Origin of the sequence: Cryptosporangium minutisporangium, assembly GCF_039536245.1 — a bacterium.
Lineage (GTDB): Bacteria > Actinomycetota > Actinomycetes > Mycobacteriales > Cryptosporangiaceae > Cryptosporangium > Cryptosporangium minutisporangium.
Genome location: NZ_BAAAYN010000017.1, coordinates 231180 through 254417, shown reverse-complemented (window position 1 = coordinate 254417; position 23238 = coordinate 231180). Strand labels below are relative to the sequence as shown.

General features: G+C 71.4%; 17 protein-coding genes and 2 pseudogenes. 9 read left to right on the top strand and 10 right to left on the bottom strand.

The genetic code is table 11. From position 1 onward, the window contains the following. Positions 1-73: 73 nt before the first annotated feature. The 4 genes from radA to ABEB28_RS12945 all read right to left on the bottom strand — a co-directional run bounded on the left by radA (position 74) and on the right by ABEB28_RS12945 (position 4260). Entirely contained in the window at positions 74-1537 is a 1464-nt protein-coding gene (gene radA / locus ABEB28_RS12960; protein ID WP_345728297.1) for a DNA repair protein RadA, read from the bottom strand. A gap of 93 nt (positions 1538-1630) precedes the next feature. Beyond that, a complete protein-coding gene (locus ABEB28_RS12955; protein ID WP_345728296.1) occupies positions 1631-2470 on the bottom strand; it encodes a copper chaperone PCu(A)C domain-containing protein in 840 nt (279 codons plus the stop codon). A 185-nt stretch (positions 2471-2655) separates the two neighbouring features. Continuing rightward, the gene (locus ABEB28_RS12950; protein ID WP_345728295.1) at positions 2656-3519 is read right to left on the bottom strand and encodes a UbiA family prenyltransferase; all 864 of its coding nucleotides are present in this window, start codon (positions 3517-3519) and stop codon (positions 2656-2658) included. A gap of 6 nt (positions 3520-3525) precedes the next feature. Next, positions 3526-4260 carry a hypothetical protein gene (locus ABEB28_RS12945; RefSeq protein WP_345728294.1) on the bottom strand — a complete coding sequence of 245 codons (735 nt, stop codon included), beginning with the start codon at positions 4258-4260 and terminating at the stop codon, positions 3526-3528. A gap of 534 nt (positions 4261-4794) precedes the next feature. Here ABEB28_RS12945 and ABEB28_RS12940 point away from each other — a divergent pair. The 4 genes from ABEB28_RS12940 to ABEB28_RS12925 all read left to right on the top strand — a co-directional run bounded on the left by ABEB28_RS12940 (position 4795) and on the right by ABEB28_RS12925 (position 8191). Beyond that, entirely contained in the window at positions 4795-5277 is a 483-nt protein-coding gene (locus ABEB28_RS12940) for a CarD family transcriptional regulator (RefSeq protein WP_345728293.1), read from the top strand. Positions 5278-5280: 3 nt separating this feature from the next. Beyond that, the gene (ispD, locus tag ABEB28_RS12935) at positions 5281-6033 is read left to right on the top strand and encodes a 2-C-methyl-D-erythritol 4-phosphate cytidylyltransferase (RefSeq protein WP_345728292.1); all 753 of its coding nucleotides are present in this window, start codon (positions 5281-5283) and stop codon (positions 6031-6033) included. Between the two features lie 143 nt (positions 6034-6176). Beyond that, the gene (gene ispF, locus ABEB28_RS12930) at positions 6177-6665 is read left to right on the top strand and encodes a 2-C-methyl-D-erythritol 2,4-cyclodiphosphate synthase (protein WP_376980336.1); all 489 of its coding nucleotides are present in this window, start codon (positions 6177-6179) and stop codon (positions 6663-6665) included. A 248-nt stretch (positions 6666-6913) separates the two neighbouring features. Further along, complete coding sequence (locus tag ABEB28_RS12925; protein WP_345728291.1) at positions 6914-8191, top strand: ATP-binding protein; 1278 nt, start codon at positions 6914-6916, stop codon at positions 8189-8191. A gap of 4 nt (positions 8192-8195) precedes the next feature. Here ABEB28_RS12925 and ABEB28_RS12920 read toward each other — a convergent pair whose 3' ends face one another. After that, a complete protein-coding gene (locus ABEB28_RS12920) occupies positions 8196-9563 on the bottom strand; it encodes a GH1 family beta-glucosidase (protein WP_345728290.1) in 1368 nt (455 codons plus the stop codon). Between the two features lie 180 nt (positions 9564-9743). Between ABEB28_RS12920 and ABEB28_RS12915 the strand changes: the two genes are divergently transcribed. Continuing rightward, a complete protein-coding gene (locus ABEB28_RS12915; protein WP_345728288.1) occupies positions 9744-9956 on the top strand; it encodes a hypothetical protein in 213 nt (70 codons plus the stop codon). Positions 9957-10020: 64 nt separating this feature from the next. Here the strand turns inward: ABEB28_RS12915 and ABEB28_RS12910 are convergent, their stop codons facing one another. From ABEB28_RS12910 to ABEB28_RS12895, 4 genes are read right to left on the bottom strand one after another with little or no spacing between them, the layout of a single operon-like run. After that, entirely contained in the window at positions 10021-11295 is a 1275-nt protein-coding gene (locus ABEB28_RS12910; RefSeq protein ID WP_345728287.1) for an ABC transporter substrate-binding protein, read from the bottom strand. A gap of 27 nt (positions 11296-11322) precedes the next feature. After that, positions 11323-13950, bottom strand: coding sequence for an alpha-L-rhamnosidase (locus ABEB28_RS12905; RefSeq protein ID WP_345728286.1), 2628 nt, complete (start codon positions 13948-13950; stop codon positions 11323-11325). Positions 13951-13952: 2 nt separating this feature from the next. Next, positions 13953-14774, bottom strand: coding sequence for a carbohydrate ABC transporter permease (locus ABEB28_RS12900; RefSeq protein WP_345728285.1), 822 nt, complete (start codon positions 14772-14774; stop codon positions 13953-13955). After that, positions 14771-15715, bottom strand: coding sequence for a carbohydrate ABC transporter permease (locus ABEB28_RS12895; RefSeq protein WP_345728284.1), 945 nt, complete (start codon positions 15713-15715; stop codon positions 14771-14773). The genes ABEB28_RS12900 and ABEB28_RS12895 overlap by 4 nt, the downstream gene beginning before the upstream one ends. A gap of 184 nt (positions 15716-15899) precedes the next feature. On the opposite strand from ABEB28_RS12895, the gene ABEB28_RS12890 reads away from it, so the two are divergent. The 4 genes and pseudogenes from ABEB28_RS12890 (at position 15900) to ABEB28_RS12880 (ending at position 22013) form a co-directional block, all read left to right on the top strand. Continuing rightward, entirely contained in the window at positions 15900-16898 is a 999-nt protein-coding gene (locus tag ABEB28_RS12890; RefSeq protein WP_345728283.1) for an AraC family transcriptional regulator, read from the top strand. A 68-nt stretch (positions 16899-16966) separates the two neighbouring features. Continuing rightward, positions 16967-20500, top strand: a pseudogene (locus ABEB28_RS12885) (ABC transporter ATP-binding protein); the annotation flags it as partial. An 81-nt stretch (positions 20501-20581) separates the two neighbouring features. Further along, a pseudogene (locus ABEB28_RS43105) lies at positions 20582-20788 on the top strand (hypothetical protein); the annotation flags it as partial. 106 nt (positions 20789-20894) lie between these two features. After that, positions 20895-22013 carry a M20 family metallopeptidase gene (locus ABEB28_RS12880; protein ID WP_345728281.1) on the top strand — a complete coding sequence of 373 codons (1119 nt, stop codon included), beginning with the start codon at positions 20895-20897 and terminating at the stop codon, positions 22011-22013. 119 nt (positions 22014-22132) lie between these two features. On the opposite strand, the gene hisC is transcribed toward ABEB28_RS12880, so the two are convergent. Continuing rightward, positions 22133-23206 (bottom strand): histidinol-phosphate transaminase, encoded by a 1074-nt coding sequence (gene hisC, locus ABEB28_RS12875; protein WP_345728280.1) that lies wholly within the window; start codon positions 23204-23206, stop codon positions 22133-22135. Positions 23207-23238: the final 32 nt, after the last annotated feature.

The following is a 23238-nucleotide window of genomic DNA, read 5'->3' as shown; positions in this document are numbered from 1 at the left end:
GGCGGTCGTAGCGGACTCCCTGGACAGCCTCAGAGTGCCCGCCGCGGGCAAGTCCGATCTCCGAAGCGCAGCCTCACGGAGCAGGGCGTCGTCGACCTGTTGGGGATCCTTCCCCGGACGGCGTCGGCCGTACCTCGGACAGGCTACGCACCTTATCCCGGAACGCGTGCCCCAAGGCGGCCCGTAGATCGTCGACCTCGGTGACGATCATGTTCGGTGGCTTGCGCTCGATCGAGCCGGTCGGCACCAGCGCCTGCCGAAAGCCCAGGCGCGCGGCCTCGGCCAATCGCCGCTCCACCGCGCCCACCCGGCGGACGTCGCCGGACAGCCCGAGCTCGCCGATCGCCACCAGGTCGGGTGGCAGCGCCTCGTCGCGCGCAGCCGACGCCACGGCGAGCGCGACCGCGAGGTCTCCGGCGGGCTCGGTGACCTTCGCGCCGCCGACCGTCGCGGTGTAGACGTCGCGCTCCTGCAGCCGCACTCGGCCCCGTCGTTCGGTGACCGCGAGCACCATCGCGACGCGGGCCGAGTCGAGCCCGCTGACCGCTCGCCGGGGAGTGGGGATGTGGCTGGGCGCCACCAGCGCCTGTACCTCGGCCAGCAGCGGCCGGACCCCCTCCAGGAGCACCGACACGCAGGTACCCGGTACCGCCTCGCTGTGCCGGGTGAGGAATAGCCCGGACGGGTCGGCCAGGCCGCGGATGCCGCGGTCGTGCATCTCGAAACAACCGACCTCGTCGGACGGCCCGTACCGGTTCTTCACCGCGCGGACCAGCCGCAGCGTCGAGTGCCGCTCGCCCTCGAAGTGCAGGACGACGTCGACGAGGTGCTCGAGCACGCGCGGGCCGGCCACGTTGCCGTCCTTCGTGACGTGACCGACGAGGATCGTCGCCATGTTGCGGGCCTTCGCCGAGGCGATCAGGGTCGAGGTGACCGCGCGTACCTGGGTGACGCTGCCCGGCGCGCTGTCGAGCGCGGGTGAGGAGATGGTCTGCACCGAGTCGACGACGAGCAGCCCGGGGGAGACCGCCTCCACATGACCGAGCACGGCGGAGAGGTCGGTCTCGGCCGCGAGGAAGAGCGACGGGTGGATCCGGTCGGTGCGGTCGGCGCGCAGCCGGACCTGGGCTGCGGACTCCTCGCCAGTGACCACCAGCGCCGGCGCACCGCCGCTGGCGGCATACCGATGAGCGACCTCGAGCAGCAGCGTCGACTTACCCACGCCCGGCTCGCCGGCGAGCAGTAGAACGGCGCCCGGCACCAGGCCGCCGCCGAGTACCCGGTCGAGCTCGTCGACGCCGGTCGGCCGGGACTGGGCGGCCCGGACGTCGATCTCGCCGATCGGGCGGGCCGGTGCGGTGACCGGACCGGCACCCACCTGCTGCAGAGCGACCGGGCCCGCACCGACCTCGTCGATCGTGCCCCAGGCCTGGCACTCGGGACACCGGCCGACCCACTTCGCAACGGTGAGGCCGCACTCGGTACAGCGGTAGGCGGGCCGCTCGCGGTTGGCCTTGGTAGCGGTGCGGGGTGGCATGAGCCGAACCCTACGGTGCCGGTGTGACACAAAGCGGCGGGCGGCGGGACCACACGTGGTCCGGCCGCCCGCCGTCGGGAGTGCGGAGTGCGCCTACTCGGCGTGCTCGTTGTCTTCTTCCGTGCCGTGCTCGGACTCGACGCCGTGGCCGCCCTCTTCGTTCTCGTGGGTGACCGAGGCGCGGGGCAGCGGGCTCTCCGGCGCGGCGAACGGCACCTGCAGGGTCACCGAGCCGCCGCGCTCGAAGTTGAACGTCACGGTGACGACCGTCGCCGCGTCGAGCTCCTCGGTGATCGAGGTCAGGACGAGCTGCGGGCCACCCGGCTGGAGCGGGACCACTCGGCGGGCCGGGATCTCCAGCGGCAGCGAGGCGGCCGGGCTCGCGGTCGCCAGCGGCGACTCGACGACCGGGGACGGCGTTCCGCGGGATGGCGCCGGGCTCGGCACCCCACCGCTGAGCGTCGGCGTCGGCGTGCCGACCACGACCGCGCCGGACGGCGTCACGTCGCCGGCGCTCGGTGTGCCCGCTGACGGCGAGGCGGTCTCGGAGGCACTCGCGGACGGGGTGACGGTCGGTCCGACCGTGGCCTGACCGCCCTCCGGTACCTCCTGCAGCACCACGGAGCCGGCGATGTCACTGGTGACCGACGTCAGCCGGTCGCCGGTGTTGCCGTTGTTGATCAGCGTGAGCTGCAGCGGGACGTTGCTGCCGGCGGGCCAGGTGTAGCCCTCCGGGGGGAAGGACACCACGACGTTCCGGATCGCTACGTCACCGGCCTGCGAGTCGACCCCGGGGATCGACGCGACCTTGAGCGCGGTCTCCGCGATCTGGCCGGAGCTGCAACCGGTCAGCGCGAACGCGCCGACGAGACCTAGCGTGATCAGGGTCGCGGCCCGGCGGCCACGCCGCCTGGTGTCCGTCGAGCGGCTCACGGCAGCTTCCTCTCTGGCCTCTACTGACGCAGGCGAGCGGGATAGGCGTCGACTGCGCGTACACACCTCGGGTATCTACGTTGCGTAGACCGCCTATAGCGTAGTGTCTGGCCGACGCGGGTCCGCGCATCGGGTCGGCGTGCCACGCCGAGCTACGAATTACCCGAGGTCAGCGACGCTATTCGTCAGAGATTGGTGCCGCTGAGGAGTAGCAGCGCGACGTCGCAGACCGCGGCGACCAGCACCGCCCGGAACAGCGCCGGGGAGCCCGGCCGACGTCCCAGGACGGCGCCGAGGCCGAGCGCGATCGCGGTGACGCCCAGGATGCCCCAGGCGATGGGCCGCGGCGGCCCGGGCGGTCCGGCCGTCAACACGACCGCCACCAGCGCCATCAACCCGGCTGCGATCGCCTCGCTCGCTCGTCGGCCGAGTCGGTGAGGCAGGCCGCGGATACCGGTCGCCGCATCCTCCTCCAGGTCACCGAGGACGTTCGCGAAGTGCGCACCGGCGCCGAGCGCGGCACCGGCCACCGTCAGCCACACCGGCGGCCACGGCGAGCCGGGGAGAGCGAGCGTGACGAACGCCGGTGCCGCTGCGAACGCGAGCGCGTACGGGAGGGCGGAGAACGGCGTCGACTTCAGGCGGGCGTTGTAGGCCAGCGCGCAGCCCACCGCGGCCAGATGGACCAGGCCGGCCTGCCAGCCGGAGAGCAGCGAGAGCGGGACGCAGGCCAGCCCCGCGACGAGCGCCGCCACGCCGACGAGACGGCGGGAGACCTCGCCGGTAGCCACCGGCTTGTCCGTCCGCCCGACGGCCGCGTCGCGGTCGGCGTCCAGCCAGTCGTTGCTCCAGCCGGTCGCCAGCTGCCCGGCGAGCACCGCGGTGGCCACCGCCGCCAGGCCTGCGACGGACCGGCCACTGGCCGCAGCGAGCGCGGTGACGCCGACGGTCACGGCGAGAGCGGGCTCGGGGTGGCACGCCCGGATCAGCGCCCAACCGGCACGGATCCACCGGGCGGGAGCGCGTCGGGTCGGTGTCGAGATCGTCAACGGGCGTCAGCGGATCGTCAGTGCGGCGAGCTCCGGCCGGAGCTGAGCGGGGTCCGGCACGTTCGGGACGATCCGGCGGATCCGCCCGTCGGTCCGCACCAGGACGGCGGTCGGCTCGGTCGCCGAGACGTTGGCGATCGCGGCTCTGGCGGTTCCGGTCGGATCGGCCAGGGAGACGAGCCGCCCGGTCGGCAGGCCAGGTACTTCTGTAACGGGCCGCTTACTCTCCGTAATCCAGACAATGGTGAGCTGAGTCTCGTCAGTCGCCTCGATCAGCTGATTCCGTACTGCCGCACAGCGAACGCAGCCGGCGGGGGAGATCAGCAACACGGACGGCCGGAACTCGCGTAGCGACGAACCTTGCCCATCGGAGCCGACCAGGGAGAGGGGGGGTACCAGCCCGCCCGCCACGCCGACGGCCACGCTCGGGCTGGCCAGCGGCTCCCGCCTGGGCGGCCGGTTCGGTTTGGGCAACACGATCACCATCAAGCTGCCGATCGCGGCCACCAGGAAGAGGATCAGCGCACACAGCGGCGCGGACATTCCGGGGCGCGGCCACCGCCGTCGTCGACCGGGGGGTCGACCGGCCAGCTCGGCCTGCACCGCAGAGATCTCGTCGGCCAGATCGCGCAGGTCATCGGGGACCACGATCGTCCCCCACTCGGGCGGCAGACCGCGGATCTCTCCGTCGTGGCCAGGCTCGTCGCTGGCCGGTTCGTCACTGTCAGGTCGGCGGCTCATCGGCGCCTCCACCACGCTCTCCCCTACTGTGACCGACTCCTCGACAGCGCGCCACCTCACTCCCAGATCGGGTCTCAAAACCCGGAAAAAGCGGCCACCGGAGCGTCCGGCAACCGGGCGACGAACGGCGGAGTCGGGGGGTCGGAGCGGTGCGTGCGCGGTCGGTCGGTACGCCCTGGAGGCCGTCGCGTCGCCGGTGCGTCGGTCGGCTCGCCGTGTTCGTCGGCCCCCACCTACGGATTCCGTAGGTGAGGGTCGGAAACGGGCCCCGGGACCTCGGCCGAACAGGGCTTACGGGTCGGTCGACGAGGCTGCGGCTGATCTCACATGGTGGGCCTGGCGGAACCCGGTACCGTCCTTTGTGTGGAACCCGGCCACCGACGATGACCAGCGCGCCGATCAGAGGCCGGATGAACGTGTCAAGCTTCCAAGAGTTTTGTCACGTCCCCTGACCTGCGGTTTCAGTGGCCCAGACCATGCCCGATCGCGGTGACGCCGTGTTATCCTTGACACAGCGAAAGGGGTTTCCGACTCATGACTTTCACCGTCGGCGAGACCGTTGTGTACCCCCACCACGGGGCCGCTCTCATCGAGGCCATCGAAACCCGAACGATCAAGGGTGTCGAAAAGCAGTATCTCGTCCTGAAGGTCGCCCAGGGTGACCTGACCGTTCGTGTCCCTGCCGAGAACGCGGAAATCGTCGGCGTCCGCGAGGTGGTGGGCGAGGAGGGTCTGGACAAGGTCTTCCAGGTTCTCCGCGCTCCCCACACCGAGGAGCCGACCAACTGGTCGCGTCGCTACAAGGCGAACCTCGAGAAGCTCGCCTCCGGTGACGTGAACAAGGTCGCCGAGGTCGTTCGTGATCTCTGGCGGCGTGACAAGGAGCGTGGCCTCTCCGCTGGTGAGAAGCGCATGCTCGCGAAGGCCCGCGACATCCTCGTCGGCGAACTCGCCCTCGCCGAGGGGACTGGCAAGGACGACGCCGAGCAGCTGCTCGACAAGGTCCTGGCTTCGTAGTTCGTGTCCGCACTGGACACTCGAGACACCGTTGCGCTCGTCCCGGCTGCCGGCCGGGGCGAGCGTCTTGGTCCGGGGGCACCGAAGTCGCTCCGTCACCTCGGCGGGGAACCGCTGGTGGTGCACGCCGTACGGCGGCTGGCAGCGGCCCGCAGCGTCGCCGCGGTGGTCGTGGCGGCCCCACCCGGCGCCGCCGAGACGGTTCGCGGCCTGCTCGCGCCGGTCGTCTCGGCCGCCGAGCTGGTAGTCGTCGAGGGCGGTGACACCCGCCAAGCGTCGGTAGCGATCGCGCTGGCTGCCGCCCCGAGCCACTGCGACATCGTGCTCGTGCACGACGCCGCGCGTGCGTTGGCGCCCCCCGGGCTGGCCGACGAGGTCGCGGCGGCGGTGCGGGCCGGGCATCCGGCGGTGGTGCCGGTGCTGCCGGTGGTCGACACCGTGCGTCAGGTCGGTCCGGACGGCGTCGCGTCGTCCACAGTCGACCGGGAAGTGCTCCGACTGGTCCAGACGCCGCAGGGGTTCGCCCGGTCGGTGTTGGCCGAGGCGCACGCGACGGCGGCAACGGGCGGTCGAAAAGACGTTACCGACGACGCCGGTCTGGTGGAGCGGCTCGGGGTTCCGGTACACACCGTGCCGGGGCACGCGTCCGCGCTGAAGATCACGCGACCGTTCGACCTGGTCGTCGCACATGCGGTCCTCGCGGAGGAGAGCGGTGTTCAGCGCTCGGCGAGCGGCATGGCAGGCTCCCGCACGTGACGACGACACCCGAGCCCGCGCCGGAGATCATTACCGACCCCGGTGCCGTGGAGATTCCCGACACGGTGGAGCTGGGCGCCCACGAACTGGGCTCCCAGTTGCCTGCGCCGATCAGCCCCGCGCCGGCCGGAGCGCCGCTGCCGGTGGGTGAGCCGTCGCCGCGGTTGCCGCGAGTGGGCATCGGCAGCGACGTGCACGCGTACGACCAGAATCGGGACTGCTGGGTCGCTGGGCTGGAGTGGCCCGGTGAGCCCGGCCTCGCCGGTCACTCCGACGGCGACGTCGCGGCGCACGCGGCCTGCGACGCGTTGCTCTCGGCCGCGGGGCTCGGGGATCTGGGGACCAACTTCGGCACCGATCGGCCGGAGTGGGCCGGTGCTTCGGGCGTGACGCTGCTCGCCGAGACCGCCCGGCGGGTGCGGGCCGCCGGACACCTGATCGGGAACGTGTCGGTGCAGTTGATCGGGGTCGCGCCGCGGATCGGGGCGCGTCGGGCGGAGGCGGAGCAGGTGCTCACCGCCGCAGTCGGCGCTCCGGTTTCGATCTCCGCGACCACCACCGACGGCCTCGGCTTCACCGGCCGTGGGGAAGGCCTAGCCGCCACCGCGGTCGCCCTGGTGGCGGCCCGCTGAGGACGACGCTGACAGGCGAGCGCGCTTCCTTATGACAGCAAGCCCGGGGTCACGGCGTCAGCGCGCTCGACTGCCAGCCCTGCCCTCAGCGGGCTCCAGCGCCGTAGCAGGTACAAAAGCAAACTGCGCTGCGCGCGTGGGCGACTTCGCGACCGCCGATCGGGGGGCATCGGCTTTTCGGGTTGATGTTTGTTACGTGTGCGCGCTACCGAAGCGGTGCACGGCCGGGGGTCGATACGCTGCGCGGTATGCGACCGGCAGAGGAGGATCCGCTCCTGGCCAGCCTGTTGGCTGCGGTCGCCGCCGCCGCGGGTGACATCCCACTGCGCCTCCACGTCGCCGGCTTGTTGCTCGACCGTGGGCGTGCCGCCGAGGCGCTCGAACACTGCTCGACCGTGCTCCGGTCGGATCCCGCGAACGAAGAGGCGATCGCGCTGCTGCGACGGGCCTCCGCCGAGTTGGGCCTCACCCGCCCGGGCAGCCGGGTGGCCGCGGACCGTCCGAGCACCGACCCGGCCATGGTGGACCGCTCCGGCTTCGACTGGGACGCGGCAGAGGCCCAGGTGCAGGACCTGCCCGACGTCCGCGTCCACGACGGCTTACCCGATCCGGTCGGCGTCGGCGACGTGGACGGCGTCGTCTTCACCGACCTGACGCTGGCGGACGTCGTCGGGGCGGCGGACGCGAAAGAGCGGATCGAGCGGGCGATCGCCCCGACCCGGAACCCCGCGCTCGCCCGGGCATTCGGCAAGCGCACGACCGGCGGCGTCCTGCTGTACGGGCCGCCCGGCTGCGGCAAGGCCTTCGTCGCCCGTGCGATCGCCGGCGAACTGCGCGCGAACTTCTACCGGGTGGGCCGCTCCGACGTGCTCGACCGGCCCGCCTCCACCGCCGAGATGCTGGCGTCGAATCCCGCCGCCGAGCGCCGATTACGCGCGGTCTTCGCGACCGCCCGCCGGAGTGCGCCGTGCGTGCTCTTCCTCGACGAGGTGGACGCACTCGGCCCGAAGCGCTCCCGGCTGCAGAACCCGAGCCCGCTGCGCGCCGTCGTCAACCAGCTGTTGTTCGAGCTCGACTCGCTGGCCCGGGCCGACCACGGGGTGGTCGTGCTGGCGTCGACGACCAGGCCGTGGGACCTCGACCCGGCGCTCCGCCGCCCGGGGCGTCTGGACCGGATGGTGCTGGTCGCACCGCCGGACGCCGACGCCCGCCACGCGATCCTGCGCTACCAGCTGCGGGACCGCCTGGTGGCCGACTTCGACCTGAGCGTGACCGCCGAGGCGACCGCCGGCTACTCCGCCGCTGACCTGCGGCGGGTCGTCGACATCGCGGCCGACACGGCATTGTCGGACTCGTTGCAGCAGGGCCAGGTACGGCCGATCGAGGAGACGGATCTGGCCGCGGCCGTGCGGCGGGTGCGGCCGAGCGTCGGCACCTGGCTCGATCTGGCCCGTGCTGCCGCCGGACCGTCCGACGGCAGCTACGAGGACCTGCACGCTTACCTGCGGACGCACCGCAGGCGCTGACCGACTACTCGCCGTGGGCGTCCCGGGTGCGGGCGATGACGGCGCGGAACCAGTCGTACGACGCCTTCGGTGTCCGCTGCTGCGTTTCGTAGTCGACGCGGACGAGCCCGAACCGCTTCGCGTACCCCTCGGCCCACTCGAAGTTGTCGAGGAACGACCAGCAGAAGTAGCCGCGGACGTCGGCTCCGGCCGCCATCGCCGCGTACACCGCGCGGAGGTGGGCGTCGAGGTAGGCGATCCGGTCGTCGTCCTGGACGCGGCCGTCGGCGTCGGCCTTGTCGTCGTAGGCCGCGCCGTTCTCGGTGATGTAGATCGGCGGCAGCTTCTCGCCGTAGCGCGCGGTCAGGCCGGTGAGCAGCTCGGTGAACGCCTCCGGAACGACCGGCCAGCCCATCGCCGTGGTGGAGACGCCGGGGTACTCGACGATCTCGTGGCCGAAGTTCTCCGGCCCGGACGCGACGACCCGCTGCGGGTTGTAGAAGTTCACGCCGAAGAAGTCGATCGGCGTGGAGATCGTGGCGAGGTCGCCGTCCTTGATCACCGACAGGTCGGCGCCGCGGTACACGGTCGGCACGTCGTCGGGGTAGCGGCCGAGCAGCAGCGGGTCGGTGTACGTGCGGTTGTGCAGCAGGTCCAGGATGCTCGCCGCAGCGGCGTCGGCCGGGTCGTCGGCCGCCGGGTGCACCGGCGCGAGCGCGTTCGTGACGCCGAGCTTGCCCGAGACGCCGGCCGCGCGCAGCGCCTCGATCGAGAGACCATGCCCGAGCAGCTGGTGGTGCGCCACCGGGAACGCGCCGGCGAGTAGCCGTTGCCCCGGGGCGTGCGTGCCCAGCGCGTACCCGAACGCGGTGACGACGAACGGCTCGTTGAGCGTGATCCAGTAGCCGACCCGGTCGCCCAGCCGCTCGGCGACGAGCGCGGTGAAGTCGGCGAACCGCTGCGGGATGTCCCGCTGCAGCCAGCCACCCTTGTCTTCCTGGGCCTGCGGGAGGTCCCAGTGGTAGAGCGTCGCCGCGGGGGTGATCCCGCGCGCCAGCATCGCGTCCACGAGCCGGTCGTAGAAGTCCAGGCCGGCGGGGTTGGCCGGGCCGTCACCGGTCGGCTGGATCCGCGGCCAGGCGATCGAGAAGCGGTAGGCGTCCACCCCCAGGCCGGCCATCAGGTCCAGGTCCTCGGCGTACCGGTGGTAGTGGTCGTCGGCGACGTCACCGGTTTCGCCGTTATGGGTTTTCCCCGGAGTGTGACTGAACGTGTCCCACACCGACGGACCGCGTCCGTCTTCGTTGACCGCGCCTTCGATTTGATACGAAGCGGTCGCCACGCCCCATACGAAGTCTGGTGGAAATTGGGGGAATTGCTCGGATACGGTCACGCTCCACCTCCGGTGGAGCAGCTTAGCGGGGGGTCTCGTACGTCCTCGTCACGCGCGTTAGAGGTGTTGTTTTGCCCTCAATAAGGTAGTAATGGGAGGCTTGCAACCGGCAATGTCCATTCATCGGGCGCCGGAGTGACGATGGTCATACAGTGGGGCAGACGAAGGGGGGTGATCTAGATGTCGCTTGCAGTGGCGGCCGAAGCGCTGTTCGTCAGCCCGCTGCAACCGTCCGAGCATCCAACGCCCGCTCAGGTGGAAGCCGCGATCGACGACAGCCTGCGGAGCTTCGGCGGCCCGACCGGCTGCGCCTGTTGGCTCGCTGCCGAGTACGGCGAGCACCCCGAGATGGCGGCCGACCGGATGCGCTGGGCATTGCAACTCATTGGCTAATCGACTGTGGGATTGACACGGCGGGACGACCCCTCTCGGGGCCGCCCCGCCTCGTTGTTTCCGGTCAGCCGGCCTTGTAGGCCTCGTCCATCCGGGCGAGTACCTGATCCGGCGTCGCCTTGCCGGAGAACATGTCCTGGATCGCTGCGAAGTGCACGTTCTGGACCTTCGGGTTGGGCCAGAGCTGGTCCATGAACGGCACGGTCTTGCCGGCCTTCTGCGCGTCGATCAGCGGCTGGAGCGCCGGGTCGGCCTTGAACTCGTCGTTCGGGATACCCGGCAGGTTGCCGGTCTCCTGCGCGTAGGCGTTGATCGCCTCCGGGGTTCCGAGGAAGTCGATGAACTCCTGCGCGAGGTCTTTGTTCTTCGCCTTCGCGTTCACCGCGTACGAACCGCCGGCGGCGCCGGGCATCCGGGTGTCGGCCTGGTTGTCGGTGGCGGGCACGGCGAACATGCCGAACTCGGTACCGCTCGGAGCCTCCGCCTTCAGCTGGTTGAGCCCCGAGGTCACGTGGATCATGCCGACCGACTTACCGGAGGCGACCTGCGAAACCGCGTTCTCCACCGACGTGCCGAGCGGGTTGGCCGAGAAGCAGCCCCGCTTCTCCATCTCCTGGTACTGGACTAGCGCGGTCTTCCACGCCGACCCGGCGAACGTCGCCTTCCCGTCGGTCATCTGCTGGGCGAAGTCCGGCGTCTTGCCGTAGACGAGCGTCGCGGCCAGCGCGTAGTCGGCCAGCTGGGTGACCCAGTTCGTCTGGTTGCCGAGCGCGAACAGCGCCTTGCCCTTGGACTTGGCCGTGCCGCAGAGCGTCAGCATCTCCGACCAGGTCGTCGGCTCCTTGCCGCCGATGTCGGTCAGCGCCTTCTTGTTGTAGAGGGCGCCGATCCCGGCGAACGTCAGCGGGACCACGTACGTCTTGCCGTCCACCTCGGTGACCGGTTTGATCCCGTCCGGGATGTCGCTCACCCACGGGCGGTCGGAGAGGTCCTCGATGTAGCCGGTCGGGGCCAGGACCTCGATCGCGCCCGGGTTGCCGTTACCCGGCCAGGCGAAGAACACGTCCGGGGCGGTGCCGCTGGCCAGCTGCGTGCGTAGCGTCCCCTGGTACTGGTCGGTGTCGGCGTACGACGTCGTGAACTCGACGTCCGGGTGGGACTTCTTGAAGGCGGCGATCACCGCCTCGGTGCCGACCCGGTCGGTGGCGACCGACGCGATGCGCAGCGTGTCGCCACCGCCGCCGTCGTCGTTCGCGGCGTTGGTACCGCCGGAGCAGGCTGCGGTGAGCGCAACGCTCGCCGCGAGTACGGCAGTGGCGAGTGACCGCTTTCTGGACATCGGTGTCCTCCCGGAGTGGGGTGGGGGTTATCGGGGGGCGGTGAATCGGTAGGTGCCGGACGTCAACCGGAGCTCCGGCCCGGGAACGGCTTCGCCGTTCCCGTCGCGGATCGACGTCGGATCGGAGGTGGGGACGAGCAGGTCGGCGGTGGTGCCCGGCGGGAGTTCGACGTCGACGACGACCTGGTCGCCGTCGAGGCGCCACCCGCAGGCGACCCGGCCGCGGATCGTTTCCTGGCTCGCGCGGGCCCAGGTGAGGCGCCCGCCGACGGTGGGACGCAGGACGAGCGCCCGGTAGCCCACCGAGTCCGGCGCCTGCTCGATCCCGGCGACGCCGCCGTAGAGCCAGTCGCCGACCGAGCCCAGGCTGTAGTGGTTGAACGAGTTCATCTGGGCGGCCTGGAATCCCCGATCGGCGGTCCAGCCGTCCCAGCGCTCCCAGATCGTGGTCGCGCCGTGGACGATCGAGTAGCCCCAGGAGGGGTAGGTGTCCTGGTGCAGTAGGGCGTAGGCCAGGTCGGGGCGGCCGTGCCGAGCGAGCACCGGACAGAGCAGCGCCACCCCCACGAACCCCGTGGTCAGGTGGTGGTCGCGCTTCTCCACGTCGGCCGCGAGACGAGCGAAAGCTGGCTTCACCAGGTGCGGCGGCAGCAGGTCGAACCCGAGCGCGAGCAGGTAACCGGTCTGGGTGTCGCCGATGACCCGGCCGTCGTCCTCGACGAAAGCGTCGACGAACGCCGCGCGGATGCGCGCGTGCAGGGTGTCGTAAGGCTCCGGGTCCCGGCCGAGGACGCGTGCCGCGGCGGCGACCAGCGCGGTGCTCTGGGCGAAGTACGCGGTGGCCAGGAGGTCTCGTGGAGTTTCGGCGTCCACCTGGAGCCAGTCGCCGTAGTTGTTGCCGACCCGGTGACGCCAGATCAGATCGGGGTTGTGGCGGTGGACGTGCCCGATCCACGCGGTCATCGAGTCGTACGAGCGCTCGAGGGTCCTGGTGTCGCCGTAGGCGCGGTACAGGAGCCACGGGATGATCACGCCCCCGTCACCCCAGGCCGGCGCGCCCTCGGTGAGCATCGCGACCTTCGGTGCGATGTCCGGGAACGCGCCCTCCGGGGTCGCGGCGGCCCGTACGTCGGCGAGCCACCGGGCGAAGAACGCCTGGACGTCGGCGTTGCGCATCGCGGTCGGCGCGAAGATCTGCGCGTCGGCGAGCCACCCGAGCCGCTCGTCCCGCTGCGGGCAGTCGGTGGGTACCGACACCCAGTTGCCGCGCTGTCCCCAGCGGATGTTGCGGTACAGCCGGTTGACCGTCTCGTCGTCGCACTCGAACGAACCGGTGAACGGTGTGTCGCTGTGCAGGACGCGGCCGACGACGTCCCTGGCCGCCAGCGTGCCGGGGTAGCCGGTCACCTCGACGTAGCGGAAGCCGTGGAACGTGAAGGACGGCTCGAAGGTTTCCAGCGGTTGCCCGGCGGCCAGGTAGAGGTCGGTGGCCTCGGCGGTGCGCAGGTTCTCGGTGTAGAGCTCGCCGTCGGTCAGCACCTCGGCGTGGCGCAGCCGGATCCGCTGGCCGGGCTTGGCGTCCCGGATCGTCAGCCGGATCCGGCCGACCATGTTCTGGCCGAAGTCCACCAGGTGCCGGCCGTCGCCCAGTGCGGTCACCGAGACCGGGTGCAGTTCCTCGGTCACCCGGATCGGTTCGTCCGGCTCGGCGACGAGTGGCCCGGGTGCGGTGTCCACTACCTGGACGGGCGTCCACCCGTGCGCGTCGTAGCCGGGGGAGTCCCAGCCCGGGAGCGCGAGGGCCGCGTCCTCGTGCTGGCCCATCAGCAGGTCGGCGTAGCGGATCGGCCCGGGACGCTCGACCCACTCGGAGTCGGTGGTGATCGTGCGGGTCGAGCCGTCCGCGAACTCGCAAACGAGCTGGGCCAGGAACTGCGGTGCGTCGCCGTAGTGCTGGGCCTGGTGCCGGCTGTCGAAGCCGACGTACCCCGACCACCAGCCGTCGGCGAGCACCGCGCCGAGTACGTTCTCGCCGGCCTGCACGACGTCGGTGACGTCGTAGGTCTGGTACAGGATGCGAGTGCGGTACTCGGTCCAGCCCGGCGCGAGTTCCCGGTCGCCGATCCGAACCCCGTTCAGTCGGGGCTCGTACACCCCCCGGGCGGTCGCGTAGAGGCGAGCGCGGACCGGCGGCGACGCCAGCTGGAACGCCCGGCGGAGGTGCGGCGGCGGGGCCAGGTGCCGGACCCGGTCGGTCAGGTCGTCGACGACCGGCGGGTCGAACGGCGGCTGGATCCTCGGGTCGCGACCGATCCAGACCGCGGCCCACTCGTCCGGGTGCAGCAGCGCGGTCTCGAACCAGGAGTCAGCGGTGCCCGCCTCGGCGCCGTCGGCGTTCCAGACCGTGACGCTCCACTCGTACCGGGTGCCGGAGCGCAGCGCCGGGCCGTCGTACCGGATCTGAGCGTTCTCGCCCGCTTCGACGCGGCCGCTGTCCCAGCGCCGGACGCCGTCCTCGGTGACGAGGATCCGGTAGGCGGTCTGGGCGTCGCCGCGCCGGTCGGACCGGAGGCGCCAGGAGAGCAGCGGCGTGCGCTCGTCGAGGCCCAGCGGCGTGGTCCGGCCGTCACAACTCAGTGCGTACGGGGTCAGCATGATCAACCCTTCAGCCCTCCGGCGAAGCCCTTGATGATGTGGCGTTGCATCGCGAAATAGACGACGAGGATCGGCAGCGAGCCGATGACCAGGCCGGCGAAGACCAGCTCCCACTGCGAGACGTACTGGCCCAGGAAGCCGAAGATGGCGACCGGGATCGTCTGCTGGGTACTTCCGCTCAGGTAGAGCAGCGGCGTCAGGAAGTCGTTCCAGACCAGCACCGCGTTGAGGATGACGACGGTGCCGGTGACCGGCCGCAGCAGCGGGAAGACGACACTGCGGAACGCCTGGAACGGTGAGCAGCCGTCCAGCAGCGCCGCCTCCTCGTAGTCCCTGGGCATCGCTCGGAGGAAGCCGACGTAGAGGAACGTCGCGAACGGCACTTGGAGACCGCTGTAGAACAGCACCAACGCCCACGGCGTCCCGAGCAGGTGCAGGTCGCGGATCGTTTGGTAGAGCGGCAGCAGCGCCAGCTGGAACGGCAGTAGCAGGCCCAGCATGACCAGTAGGAACGTCGCGCGGGACCAGGCAGCGGTCGAGCGGGCCAGCGGGTAGGCCGCCAGCGAGGAGACCAGCACGATCACCACGACACTGGCGATCGTGACCAGGGCGCTGTTCGCGATCGCCCCGCCGAGACCCGCCTGCTGCCAGGCGTCGGCATAGTTCTGGGTGGTCGGGGACGTCGTGGGGCTGGCCGCGGACGAGGGGTCCTGCGGGTCGCGGAGCGACAGGTTGACCAGCACGTAGAGCGGGAACGCGAACGCGACGGTCACCGCGAGCATCACCAACTCGAGGACGAACGTCCGCCAGCTGTAGGACCTCATCGGGACGCCTCCTCCTGGCGGCGGAGCAGCCAGTACTGACCGCTGGAGATGAGCGCCACGAAGATCGTCAGGACGACCGCGAGCGCGATGCTGTACGCGAATTCGCCGAACTGGAACGCGTCCTTGTAGATGAGCGTGGACAGCGTTTCGCTGGAGTGGCCGGGACCTCCGCCGGTCATCACCCAGACCTGGTCGAACAGCTTGAGCCCGCCGATGATCGAGAGCATCAGGTTGATCGTCGTGGCGGGCGCGAGCAGCGGAAACACCACGTGTCGGAACCGGCGGACCGGGCCCGCTCCGTCCACCTCGGCGGCCTCGTAGACGTCCTGCGGGACGCCCTGGAGGCCGGCCAGGAAGATCACCATCGAGTAGCCGGCGAACTGCCAGACGACCACGCCGACGACCGACCAGATCGCGACGTTCGGGTCGCCCAGCCAGTCCTGCTTCAGGCTGCCGAGCCCGACCGTGTCGAGCGCCCAGTTCACGGCGCCGTCCGGGGCGAGCAGGTTCTTCCAGAGCGCACCGACGACGACCGGAGTCATCACGGCCGGCGCGAACAGGAAGACGCGCAGGACGTTGCGGCTCTTGATCCGCGAGTTGACGCCGAGCGCGAGCAGCAGCCCGATCGCATTCTGGATGACCATGATCGCCACCGCGACCAGCACCGTCTGGCCCACGGCGGCGCGCGCGTCCTCGTCGTCGAGGATGGCTTGGAAGTTGTCCAAGCCGATCCACGCCCGGTCCGGGCTCAGGCCGTCCCAGTCGGTGAACGCGAGCAGAGCTCCGCGCCCGCTCGGGATCAGGACGACGAACGCGTAGAGCGCGAGCGCAGGCACCAGGAAGAGCCAGAGCGTGCCGGGGCGGCGGCGCCGACGGGTGGGCGGCTCGTCGAGGGGCGGCGGCGCGGACTGCGCGGGCCGGGTGCGCGTACGCGCGGGCATGGCCTCACCTCCGGGCAGACAGCGGTGTCGGGTGGACCGGGGTTGCCGGACGATCGATTGAAACGTTCCACCGACCGTTCTTGGGGAGGAAGCATGCGCCTGCCCACCCAGGGGTCGATAGCCCTGGATGCACCCGCGGTAGCACAGAATTAACTTTTGCGTCGCCCAGCGGTAGCGTGCTGGCGTGCGGGAGATCCCGGTCAACGAGGCGCGGAGCGGCCTGCTCTACCTGCGCGAAGGCGTCCAGGCCTACGCATTTCGATTCCTGCACTCGGTGGTGCAGAAGACGCACACCCACAGCTTCTTCGAGGTGGCGTTCGTCCTCGGTGGGGAAGGATTGCACGTGTCGCCGGCCGGACGCGACCCGCTGCGGCGCGGCGACGTGCTGCTGTTACGGCCCGGGGTGTGGCACGCGTACCAGGAATGCCGCGACTTACGGCTCTACAACCTCTGCGTCCCGGCGCAGATGGTGCACCGGGAGCTGGCCTGGGCGAAAGCCGACCCGGGGCTCGGGTACCTGCTGTGGACCGGCCCGATGGCGATGCAGCGCCGTGGAGTGCTGAGTATGGCGCTGCCGGACGCGCGGCTCGCGGAGTGCATCGAGCACCTGGACGCGTTGGCGGAGCTGGGTTCGGAGTCGGTGCTCACGCATCGAGCGGACATGGTGGCGCGGCTGACCCTGTCGCTGAGCATCGTGGCGCGGGCGGCGGCGTCCGGGCGGGCAGGGGAGTCGCCCGGACCGACCCATGGGGCGGTGCTCGGTGCGATGCGGCTGCTGGAGGAGCGTCCGGCCTATCCGTGGACGCTCGCCGAGCTGGCGGACGAGTTACACCTGACGCCGGGGTACCTGGTGCGGCTGTTCAAGTCGGCGACCGGGTTGCCGCCGATGGCCTACCTCGCGAGGCACCGGGTGGAGAAGGCGGCGGAGTTGCTGCTCGACACCGACGAGCCGGTGACGCAGATCGGCCGGTCGGTCGGGTGGCCGGACCAGAACTACTTCGCGCGGCGGTTCAAGGCGCACTTCGGCGTCACCGCGACCGCTTACCGGAGCCAATTCGCGGAGAACCGGGCGCAGCTGCGGGTCCGGCCGCACGCGGACGCGCCAACGTCGGCCGGTGCGTACTTCCGCCCGGCGAACGCCGCCCGCTGCGCGGAGACGGCTCTGCGCGACGGCTCCCGGTGACGAGCGGGAAGCTCGGCGCGGGAAGCGCGGCCCGGCAGAACGTCGGGGGTGCGAAGTAACCTCCGATTGTGCCGACAACGACGTCTCCCGGATGGATCCGCCGCCTCTTCACCGCCTGTTGGGCCCACCCCCGGCTCGTCGTCGGCGTCATCGTCGCCTCGGTCGGCGCCACCCTCCTCGAAGGCGCGGCACCCCTGCTGGCCAGGGAAGCCATCGACGACGCGATCGACGGTCGGGTCGACCGGGTCACGATGATCACCGCTATCCTGGCCGGTCTGGGCGTCCTGCGGTTCGCCGCGACGTTCATGCGGCGGTACACCGCCGGGCGGCTTTCGCTCGACGTCCAGCACGATCTACGCAACGCGGTGTTCACGACCCTGCAACGCTTCGACGGCCCTCGCCAGGACGCGCTGCGCACCGGCCAGGTCGTCTCCAGGGCGATCTCCGACCTGCAGATGGTGCAGGGCATCCTGGCGTTCGTCCCGTTCGCGCTCGGCATGGTCTTGCTGTTCGTCATCGCGGTCGTCGCGATGTTCTCCCTCTCGGTACCGCTGACGCTGGTGTCGCTCGCCGTGTCCCCGGCGGTCGCGTGGGCGGCCACTCGTAGCCGTCAGCGGCTGTTCCCGGCGACGTGGTCGGCCCAGCAGCGGGCCGGCGAGGTGGCCGAGCGGGTCGAGGAGTCGGTGACCGGCGTCCGCGTCGTGAAGGGGTTCGCCCAGGAGTCCCGGGAGATCGCCGGGCTGGAGAACGCCGCCCGGCGCCTCTACGCCGACCGGATGCGCGCCGCTCGGATCAACGCAGTCCTCACCCCGACGCTCGCCGCGCTCCCGCAGCTGGGCCAGGTCGCGGTCCTCGTGCTCGGCGGCTGGCTCGCACTGACCGACCGGATCACGATCGGGACGTTCGTCGCGTTCGCGGCCTACCTCGCCACGCTCGCGGGCGCGACCCGGGTGGTGTCCGGCCTTCTCACGATGGGGCAACTGGCCCGGGCGGGCGTCGAGCGGGTCTACGACGTGATCGAGAGCCGGCCGGAGATCGTCGACGACCCGGATCCGGTGCCACTGCCCGACGGGCCGCTCGGCGTCCGCTTCGACCGGGTCGAGTTCGGCTACGCGCCGGAGGACACCGTGCTCGACGGCTTGTCGCTGGACGTGCGGCCCGGCGAGACGCTGGCGCTGGTGGGGCCGCCGGGATCCGGCAAGTCGACGGTGTCCCTGCTGCTCAACCGCTTCTACGACGTCCGTGGCGGCGAGGTGGCGCTGGGCGGCGTCGACGTTCGTCGGGTGCGGTTGGCGGACCTGCGCGGTGCGATCGGCGTCGTCTTCGAGGAAGCGTTCCTGTTCTCCGACTCGGTGCGCGCGAACATCGCCTACGGCCGACCGGACGCCACCGAAGCCGAGGTCGAGGCGGCCGCGCGGGCGGTCGAGGCACACGGCTTCATCACCGCGCTGCCGGACGGCTACGACACGCTCGTCGGCGAGCGAGGGCTCACGCTCTCCGGCGGTCAGCGGCAGCGGATCGCGCTGGCCCGCGCGCTCCTCACCGACCCGCGGGTGCTGCTTCTCGACGACGCGACGTCCGCCGTCGACAACGTCACCGAAGCCGCGATCCACGCGACGCTGCGCGAGGTCACCGCCGACCGCACGACGATCCTGATCGCACACCGGCGCTCAACGCTCGCGCTCGCCGATCGGATCGCGGTCCTGGACGGCGGCCACGTGGTCGACGTGGGAACGCAGGCCGAGCTGACCGAGCGGTGCGCGCTGTTCCGGTCGTTGCTGGCCGGCCCCGAGTCGGAAGCCGACGCCGACCCGGTGGGCACCCAGGGCGCCACGCCCGATCCGGACGCCCAGGGCGTCACGCCGGAGCTGTGGCCGGCGGTGGAGGAGATCGAGGACCCGCTGGTCGCGTCCTCGCCCGACCGGGCGCTCCAGGCGCTGGAGACCCGCGCGTCGGGCAGCCGCGCCGGCGTCCGGGTCGTCGGACACGGCGGCGGAATGCACGGCGACCAGGGCGGCATGCCGGCTACTCCGGAGCTGCTCGCCCAGGTCCGTGCGCTGCCGCCGGCCACCGAGCGTCCCGACCTGCCGGGCCTCGACCCGCGGGCGCCCGATCCGCAGTTCCGGCTGGCGCGGCTGCTGCGCCCGATCCGAGTGCTGCTCTGGGCGACGATCGCTCTGATCGCGGTGGACGCGCTGGCGACGGTTGCGTTCCCGCTGCTCGCCCAGCACGCGATCGACGCCGGCGTGGTGGGCGGTTCGGAAGGTCAGCTGGTGGTCGCCGGGGTGCTCGGCGTCCTCGTGGTGCTCGTCGACTGGCTCGCCGTTCGCACGCAGACCGTGACCGCGTCGAAAGCCGGTGAGCAGGTGCTCTACCTGCTGCGCATCCGCAGCTTCGCGCACCTGCAGCGGCTCGGGCTCGACTACTACGAGCGCGAGCTGGCCGGACGGATCATGACCCGGATGACGACCGACGTCGACGCGCTCTCGACGTTCCTGCAGACCGGGCTGGCGACCGCGGCCGTGAGCGTCCTGACCATCATCGGCGTCACCGGCGCGCTGTTGCTCACCGACGTCGGACTGGCGCTGGTCGCCCTCGCGGTGCTGCCGATCGTGCTGATCTCGACGCTGCTCTTCCGGAAGCTCTCCGCGGTGGCGTACGAGGAGGCGCGGGAACGCGTCAGCATCGTGAACGCCGACTTCCAGGAGAACGTCGCCGGGATGCGCGTCGCGCAGGCGTACGTGCGGGAGGCGCGCTCCGCGTCGGACTTCGCGGGCCGCAGCGACGCGTACCGGCGGTCGCGGATGCGGGCGCAGACCTACATCGCGATCTTCTTCCCGTTCGTCGGCCTGCTGTCCGACCTGGCGCAGGCCGCGGTACTCGCGGTCGGCGCGCACCGGATCGCGAGCGGCGGCGTGACACCGGGCATCCTGACCGCGTTCCTGCTCTACCTCGCGCTGTTCTTCCAGCCGATCCAGCAGCTCTCCCAGGTCTTCGACGGGTACCAGCAGGCGCGCATCGGGCTCGGCCGGATCGGCGACCTGCTGCGCACGCCGACGTCGGTACGCGACGCCGCCGAGCCGACGCCGGTTCCGGAGCGGCTGACCGGGCGGGTCGAACTACGCGAGGCCCGCTTCAGTTACGCCGGTGCCGGCACCGAGGCGCTCCGTGGGGTGTCGCTGACGATCGAGCCGGGAGAGACGGTCGCGCTGGTCGGGGAGACGGGTGCCGGCAAGTCCACGGTGTTGAAGCTGCTGGCTCGCTTCTACGACGTCACCGAGGGCGCCGTTCTGGTCGACGGAGTGGACGTCCGGCAGTACCCGCTGGCCGACTACCGCAGCCGGCTCGGCGTCGTCCCGCAGGAACCGCACCTGTTCACCGGCGACGTCGCGTCGAACGTCAGCTACGGACGGCCGAGCAGCCCGCCGGCGAGGATCGAGCACGCCGCACGGGCGGTGGGGGCGATCGGGATGATCGGATCGGTCCGTGGCGGCTTCCGGCACGCGGTCTCCGAACGCGGCGGTGGCCTCTCGGCCGGTCAGCGCCAGCTGGTGTCGCTGGCCCGCGCCGAGCTCGTCGACCCCGACCTGCTGCTGCTCGACGAGGCCACCGCGGCGCTCGACCCGGCGAGCGAGGCGGTGGTGCTCGCCGCCGGGGACGCGCTGTCGCGTCGCCGGACGACCGTTGTGATCGCGCACCGACTGGCGACCGCCGCCCGCGCCGACCGGATCGTCGTGCTGGTCGACGGGCAGATCGCCGAGCAGGGCACGCACACCGAGCTGATCGCGGCGGACGGCGTCTACGCCCGGCTCTGGGCGGAGGACGGTGCGGCCGCGCTGGACGCCGAAGCGGCCGCCCTGGGCCGGGACTCGGTGAAGGCGGTGGGTTAGCCGCGAACAGGTCGGGAAGGGGTAGGTAGGGTGCGGAGCTGACGATTGCCGGGCATCGGGCGCGTTCCGATCCGTGGGCTGAACCCGTTCTCTGGGGAAGGTTTTCTTGGACTGGGACCTTGTCGCGGCCGAGCCGGGCGGTGCGAAGTTGCTGGTGCCGATGCTGGAGCGCCTGGTAGCGCTGCCTACGGTGTCGGGCAACCTCGCTGCGTCCGAGGAGGGTCTCGACCTGATCGGCGAGTTCCTCGCCGAGCGCGGCATGCGGGTCCGCCGGTTCGACCAGGACGGATTCGGTGCGCTGGTGGCGACCGTGCACCCCACGCTGGCGCCCAGCGTCATGCTCACTGCGCACCTGGACGTCGTCCCGGGGCCGGAGCACCTGTTCACGCTGAAGCGGGACGGTGAGCGGCTGGTCGGGCGGGGTGTGTTCGACATGAAGGGGGCCATCGCCGCCTACCTCGCGCTGATCGACGAACTCGCGCCCGAGCTGCACCGCTACGACCTCGGCGTGATGATCACGACCGACGAGGAGACCCGCGACCTGGGCGTGAAGCTCCTGCTCCAGGAGGAGGGGTACCGGGCGCGGGTGGCGGTGTTGCCGGACGGTGGCGACAACTGGCAGCTCGAAGAGGTGGCCAAGGGCGCCTGGCGGGTGCGGGTGAGCACGTACGGCATTCCGGTGCACGGGTCGCGGCCGTGGGCGGGGGAGAGCGCGTCGTTCAAGCTGCTCGACCTGCTCACCGACATCCGCCGCCGGTTCCCGGTCGAGGATCCGCACGTCGACACGCTGAACATCAGCTTCCTCCGGGCCGGCACGGCGCCGAACCAGCTGCCCGACCAGGCCGAGGCGGTGCTCGACATCCGGGTGATGGGCCCGGAGGAGCTCGCGGCGGTCGAGCAGGACGTCGCGGAGATCTGCCGGCAGCACGGTGCGGACCTCGAGTTGCTGGTGCTGTTCCCGCCGGTCAAGCACGACCTCACCGATCCGCTGCTGGCGGAGTTCGCGCGCAGCGTCGAGCGGGTGACCGGGGCGACGTGCGGCGGGTGCCTCTCGTTCGGGTCGAGTGACGCCGCTCAGTTCGCGACGGTGGGGGTGCCGTGTGCGGTGACGCGTCCGGTCGGCGGTGGGCACCACGGTGACGACGAGTGGGTCGACGCCGAGTCGCTCGCGCAACTCGTCCCGGTACTCCGCGACTACGTCTCCCGCGTCGCCACCCACGAGTAGCGCCGCGCCGTAGCGCGCCGCCCCGCGGATTTACGTCGAATCCGCCTCCACGGCGCGCGTGGAGGCGGATTCGGCGTGAAATGGCGTCGAGCCGCGGGCGCTCCGCGCGCCACGGAGCGTCAGAGGAGTTCGCGGGCGGCGGTGAGGAACAGGTCGTTCTCGGCCGGGGTTCCGATCGTCACGCGGACGCCGTCGCCGGCGAACGGGCGCACGATCACACCGCGCTTCTCGCACCCGGCCGCGAAGTCCACGGCCTCGTCCCCGAGCGGCAGCCAGACGAAGTTCGCCTGCGTCTCCGGCACGTCCGGACGCAGCTCCACCAGCGCGTCGCGCACCCGGGACCGCTCGGCGACGACCAGCTCGACCCGGCGAGCCATCTCGTCCTCGGCGGCCAGCGCGGCCAGCGCCGCGGCCTGTGCGACGTGGTTGACGGAGAACGGCGTGACGACCTTCCGGACGGCCTCCGCCACCTCCGGGTCGGCCGCCATCCACCCGACCCGGATCCCGGCCAGCCCCCACGCCTTGGACATCGTCCGCAGCACGACGACGTTCCGGCGGCCGGCCGCGACGTCCAAGCCGTCCGGCACCTCGGGGTCGCGGACGAACTCCCGGTACGCCTCGTCGATCACGACCAGGACGTCCGGCCCGACACGGTCGAGGAATCGCTCCAGGTCGTCGCGGCGCACGGCGGTTCCGGTCGGGTTGTTCGGCGTGCACACGATCGCCACCCGAGTCCGGTCGGTGACCGCGTCCGCCATCGCGTCCAGGTCGTGGCCGTGGTCAGCGGTGTTCGGCACCCGGACGCTCGTCGCGCCGCTCGACGTCGCGATGATCGGGTACGCCTCGAACGAGCGCCACGAGTACAACACCTCGTCGGCCTGCATGACCGCGGCCCGGACGATGTGCTCGGCGAGCGCCACCGACCCGCAGCCGGAGACGATCCGCTCCGGCGCGACGCCGTACCGCTCGCCCAGCCGCGCCCGCAGCGCGGTGACGCCGGGGTCCGGGTAACGGTGGGTCTGCGCGACGGCCTCGGCCACGGCTTCGATCACGCCGGGCAGCGGTCCGTAAGGCACCTCGTTGCTGGCCAGCTTCACGGCTTCCGGTATCCCCGACTCGCGCGCGACGTCGCTCGGGTTCCGGCCGGCCACGTAGCGCGGGATCGTGGCGAGGTCAGCGCGGGTCAGCGGCATCGAGGGCTCCTTCGGGGATCGAGGCTGACATC

What these genes read in the sequence shown, in the direction of transcription:
- radA (WP_345728297.1), bottom strand. Translation starts at nt 1,537, where the DNA reads ATGCCACCCCGCACCGCTACCAAGGCCAACCGCGAGCGGCCCGCCTAC.
- ABEB28_RS12945 (WP_345728294.1), bottom strand. Translation starts at nt 4,260, where the DNA reads ATGAGCCGCCGACCTGACAGTGACGAACCGGCCAGCGACGAGCCTGGC.
- ABEB28_RS12940 (WP_345728293.1), top strand. Translation starts at nt 4,795, where the DNA reads ATGACTTTCACCGTCGGCGAGACCGTTGTGTACCCCCACCACGGGGCC.
- ABEB28_RS12925 (WP_345728291.1), top strand. Translation starts at nt 6,914, where the DNA reads ATGCGACCGGCAGAGGAGGATCCGCTCCTGGCCAGCCTGTTGGCTGCG.
- ABEB28_RS12915 (WP_345728288.1), top strand. Translation starts at nt 9,744, where the DNA reads ATGTCGCTTGCAGTGGCGGCCGAAGCGCTGTTCGTCAGCCCGCTGCAA.
- ABEB28_RS12910 (WP_345728287.1), bottom strand. Translation starts at nt 11,295, where the DNA reads ATGTCCAGAAAGCGGTCACTCGCCACTGCCGTACTCGCGGCGAGCGTT.
- ABEB28_RS12905 (WP_345728286.1), bottom strand. Translation starts at nt 13,950, where the DNA reads ATGCTGACCCCGTACGCACTGAGTTGTGACGGCCGGACCACGCCGCTG.
- ABEB28_RS12900 (WP_345728285.1), bottom strand. Translation starts at nt 14,774, where the DNA reads ATGAGGTCCTACAGCTGGCGGACGTTCGTCCTCGAGTTGGTGATGCTC.
- ABEB28_RS12895 (WP_345728284.1), bottom strand. Translation starts at nt 15,715, where the DNA reads ATGCCCGCGCGTACGCGCACCCGGCCCGCGCAGTCCGCGCCGCCGCCC.
- hisC (WP_345728280.1), bottom strand. Translation starts at nt 23,206, where the DNA reads ATGCCGCTGACCCGCGCTGACCTCGCCACGATCCCGCGCTACGTGGCC.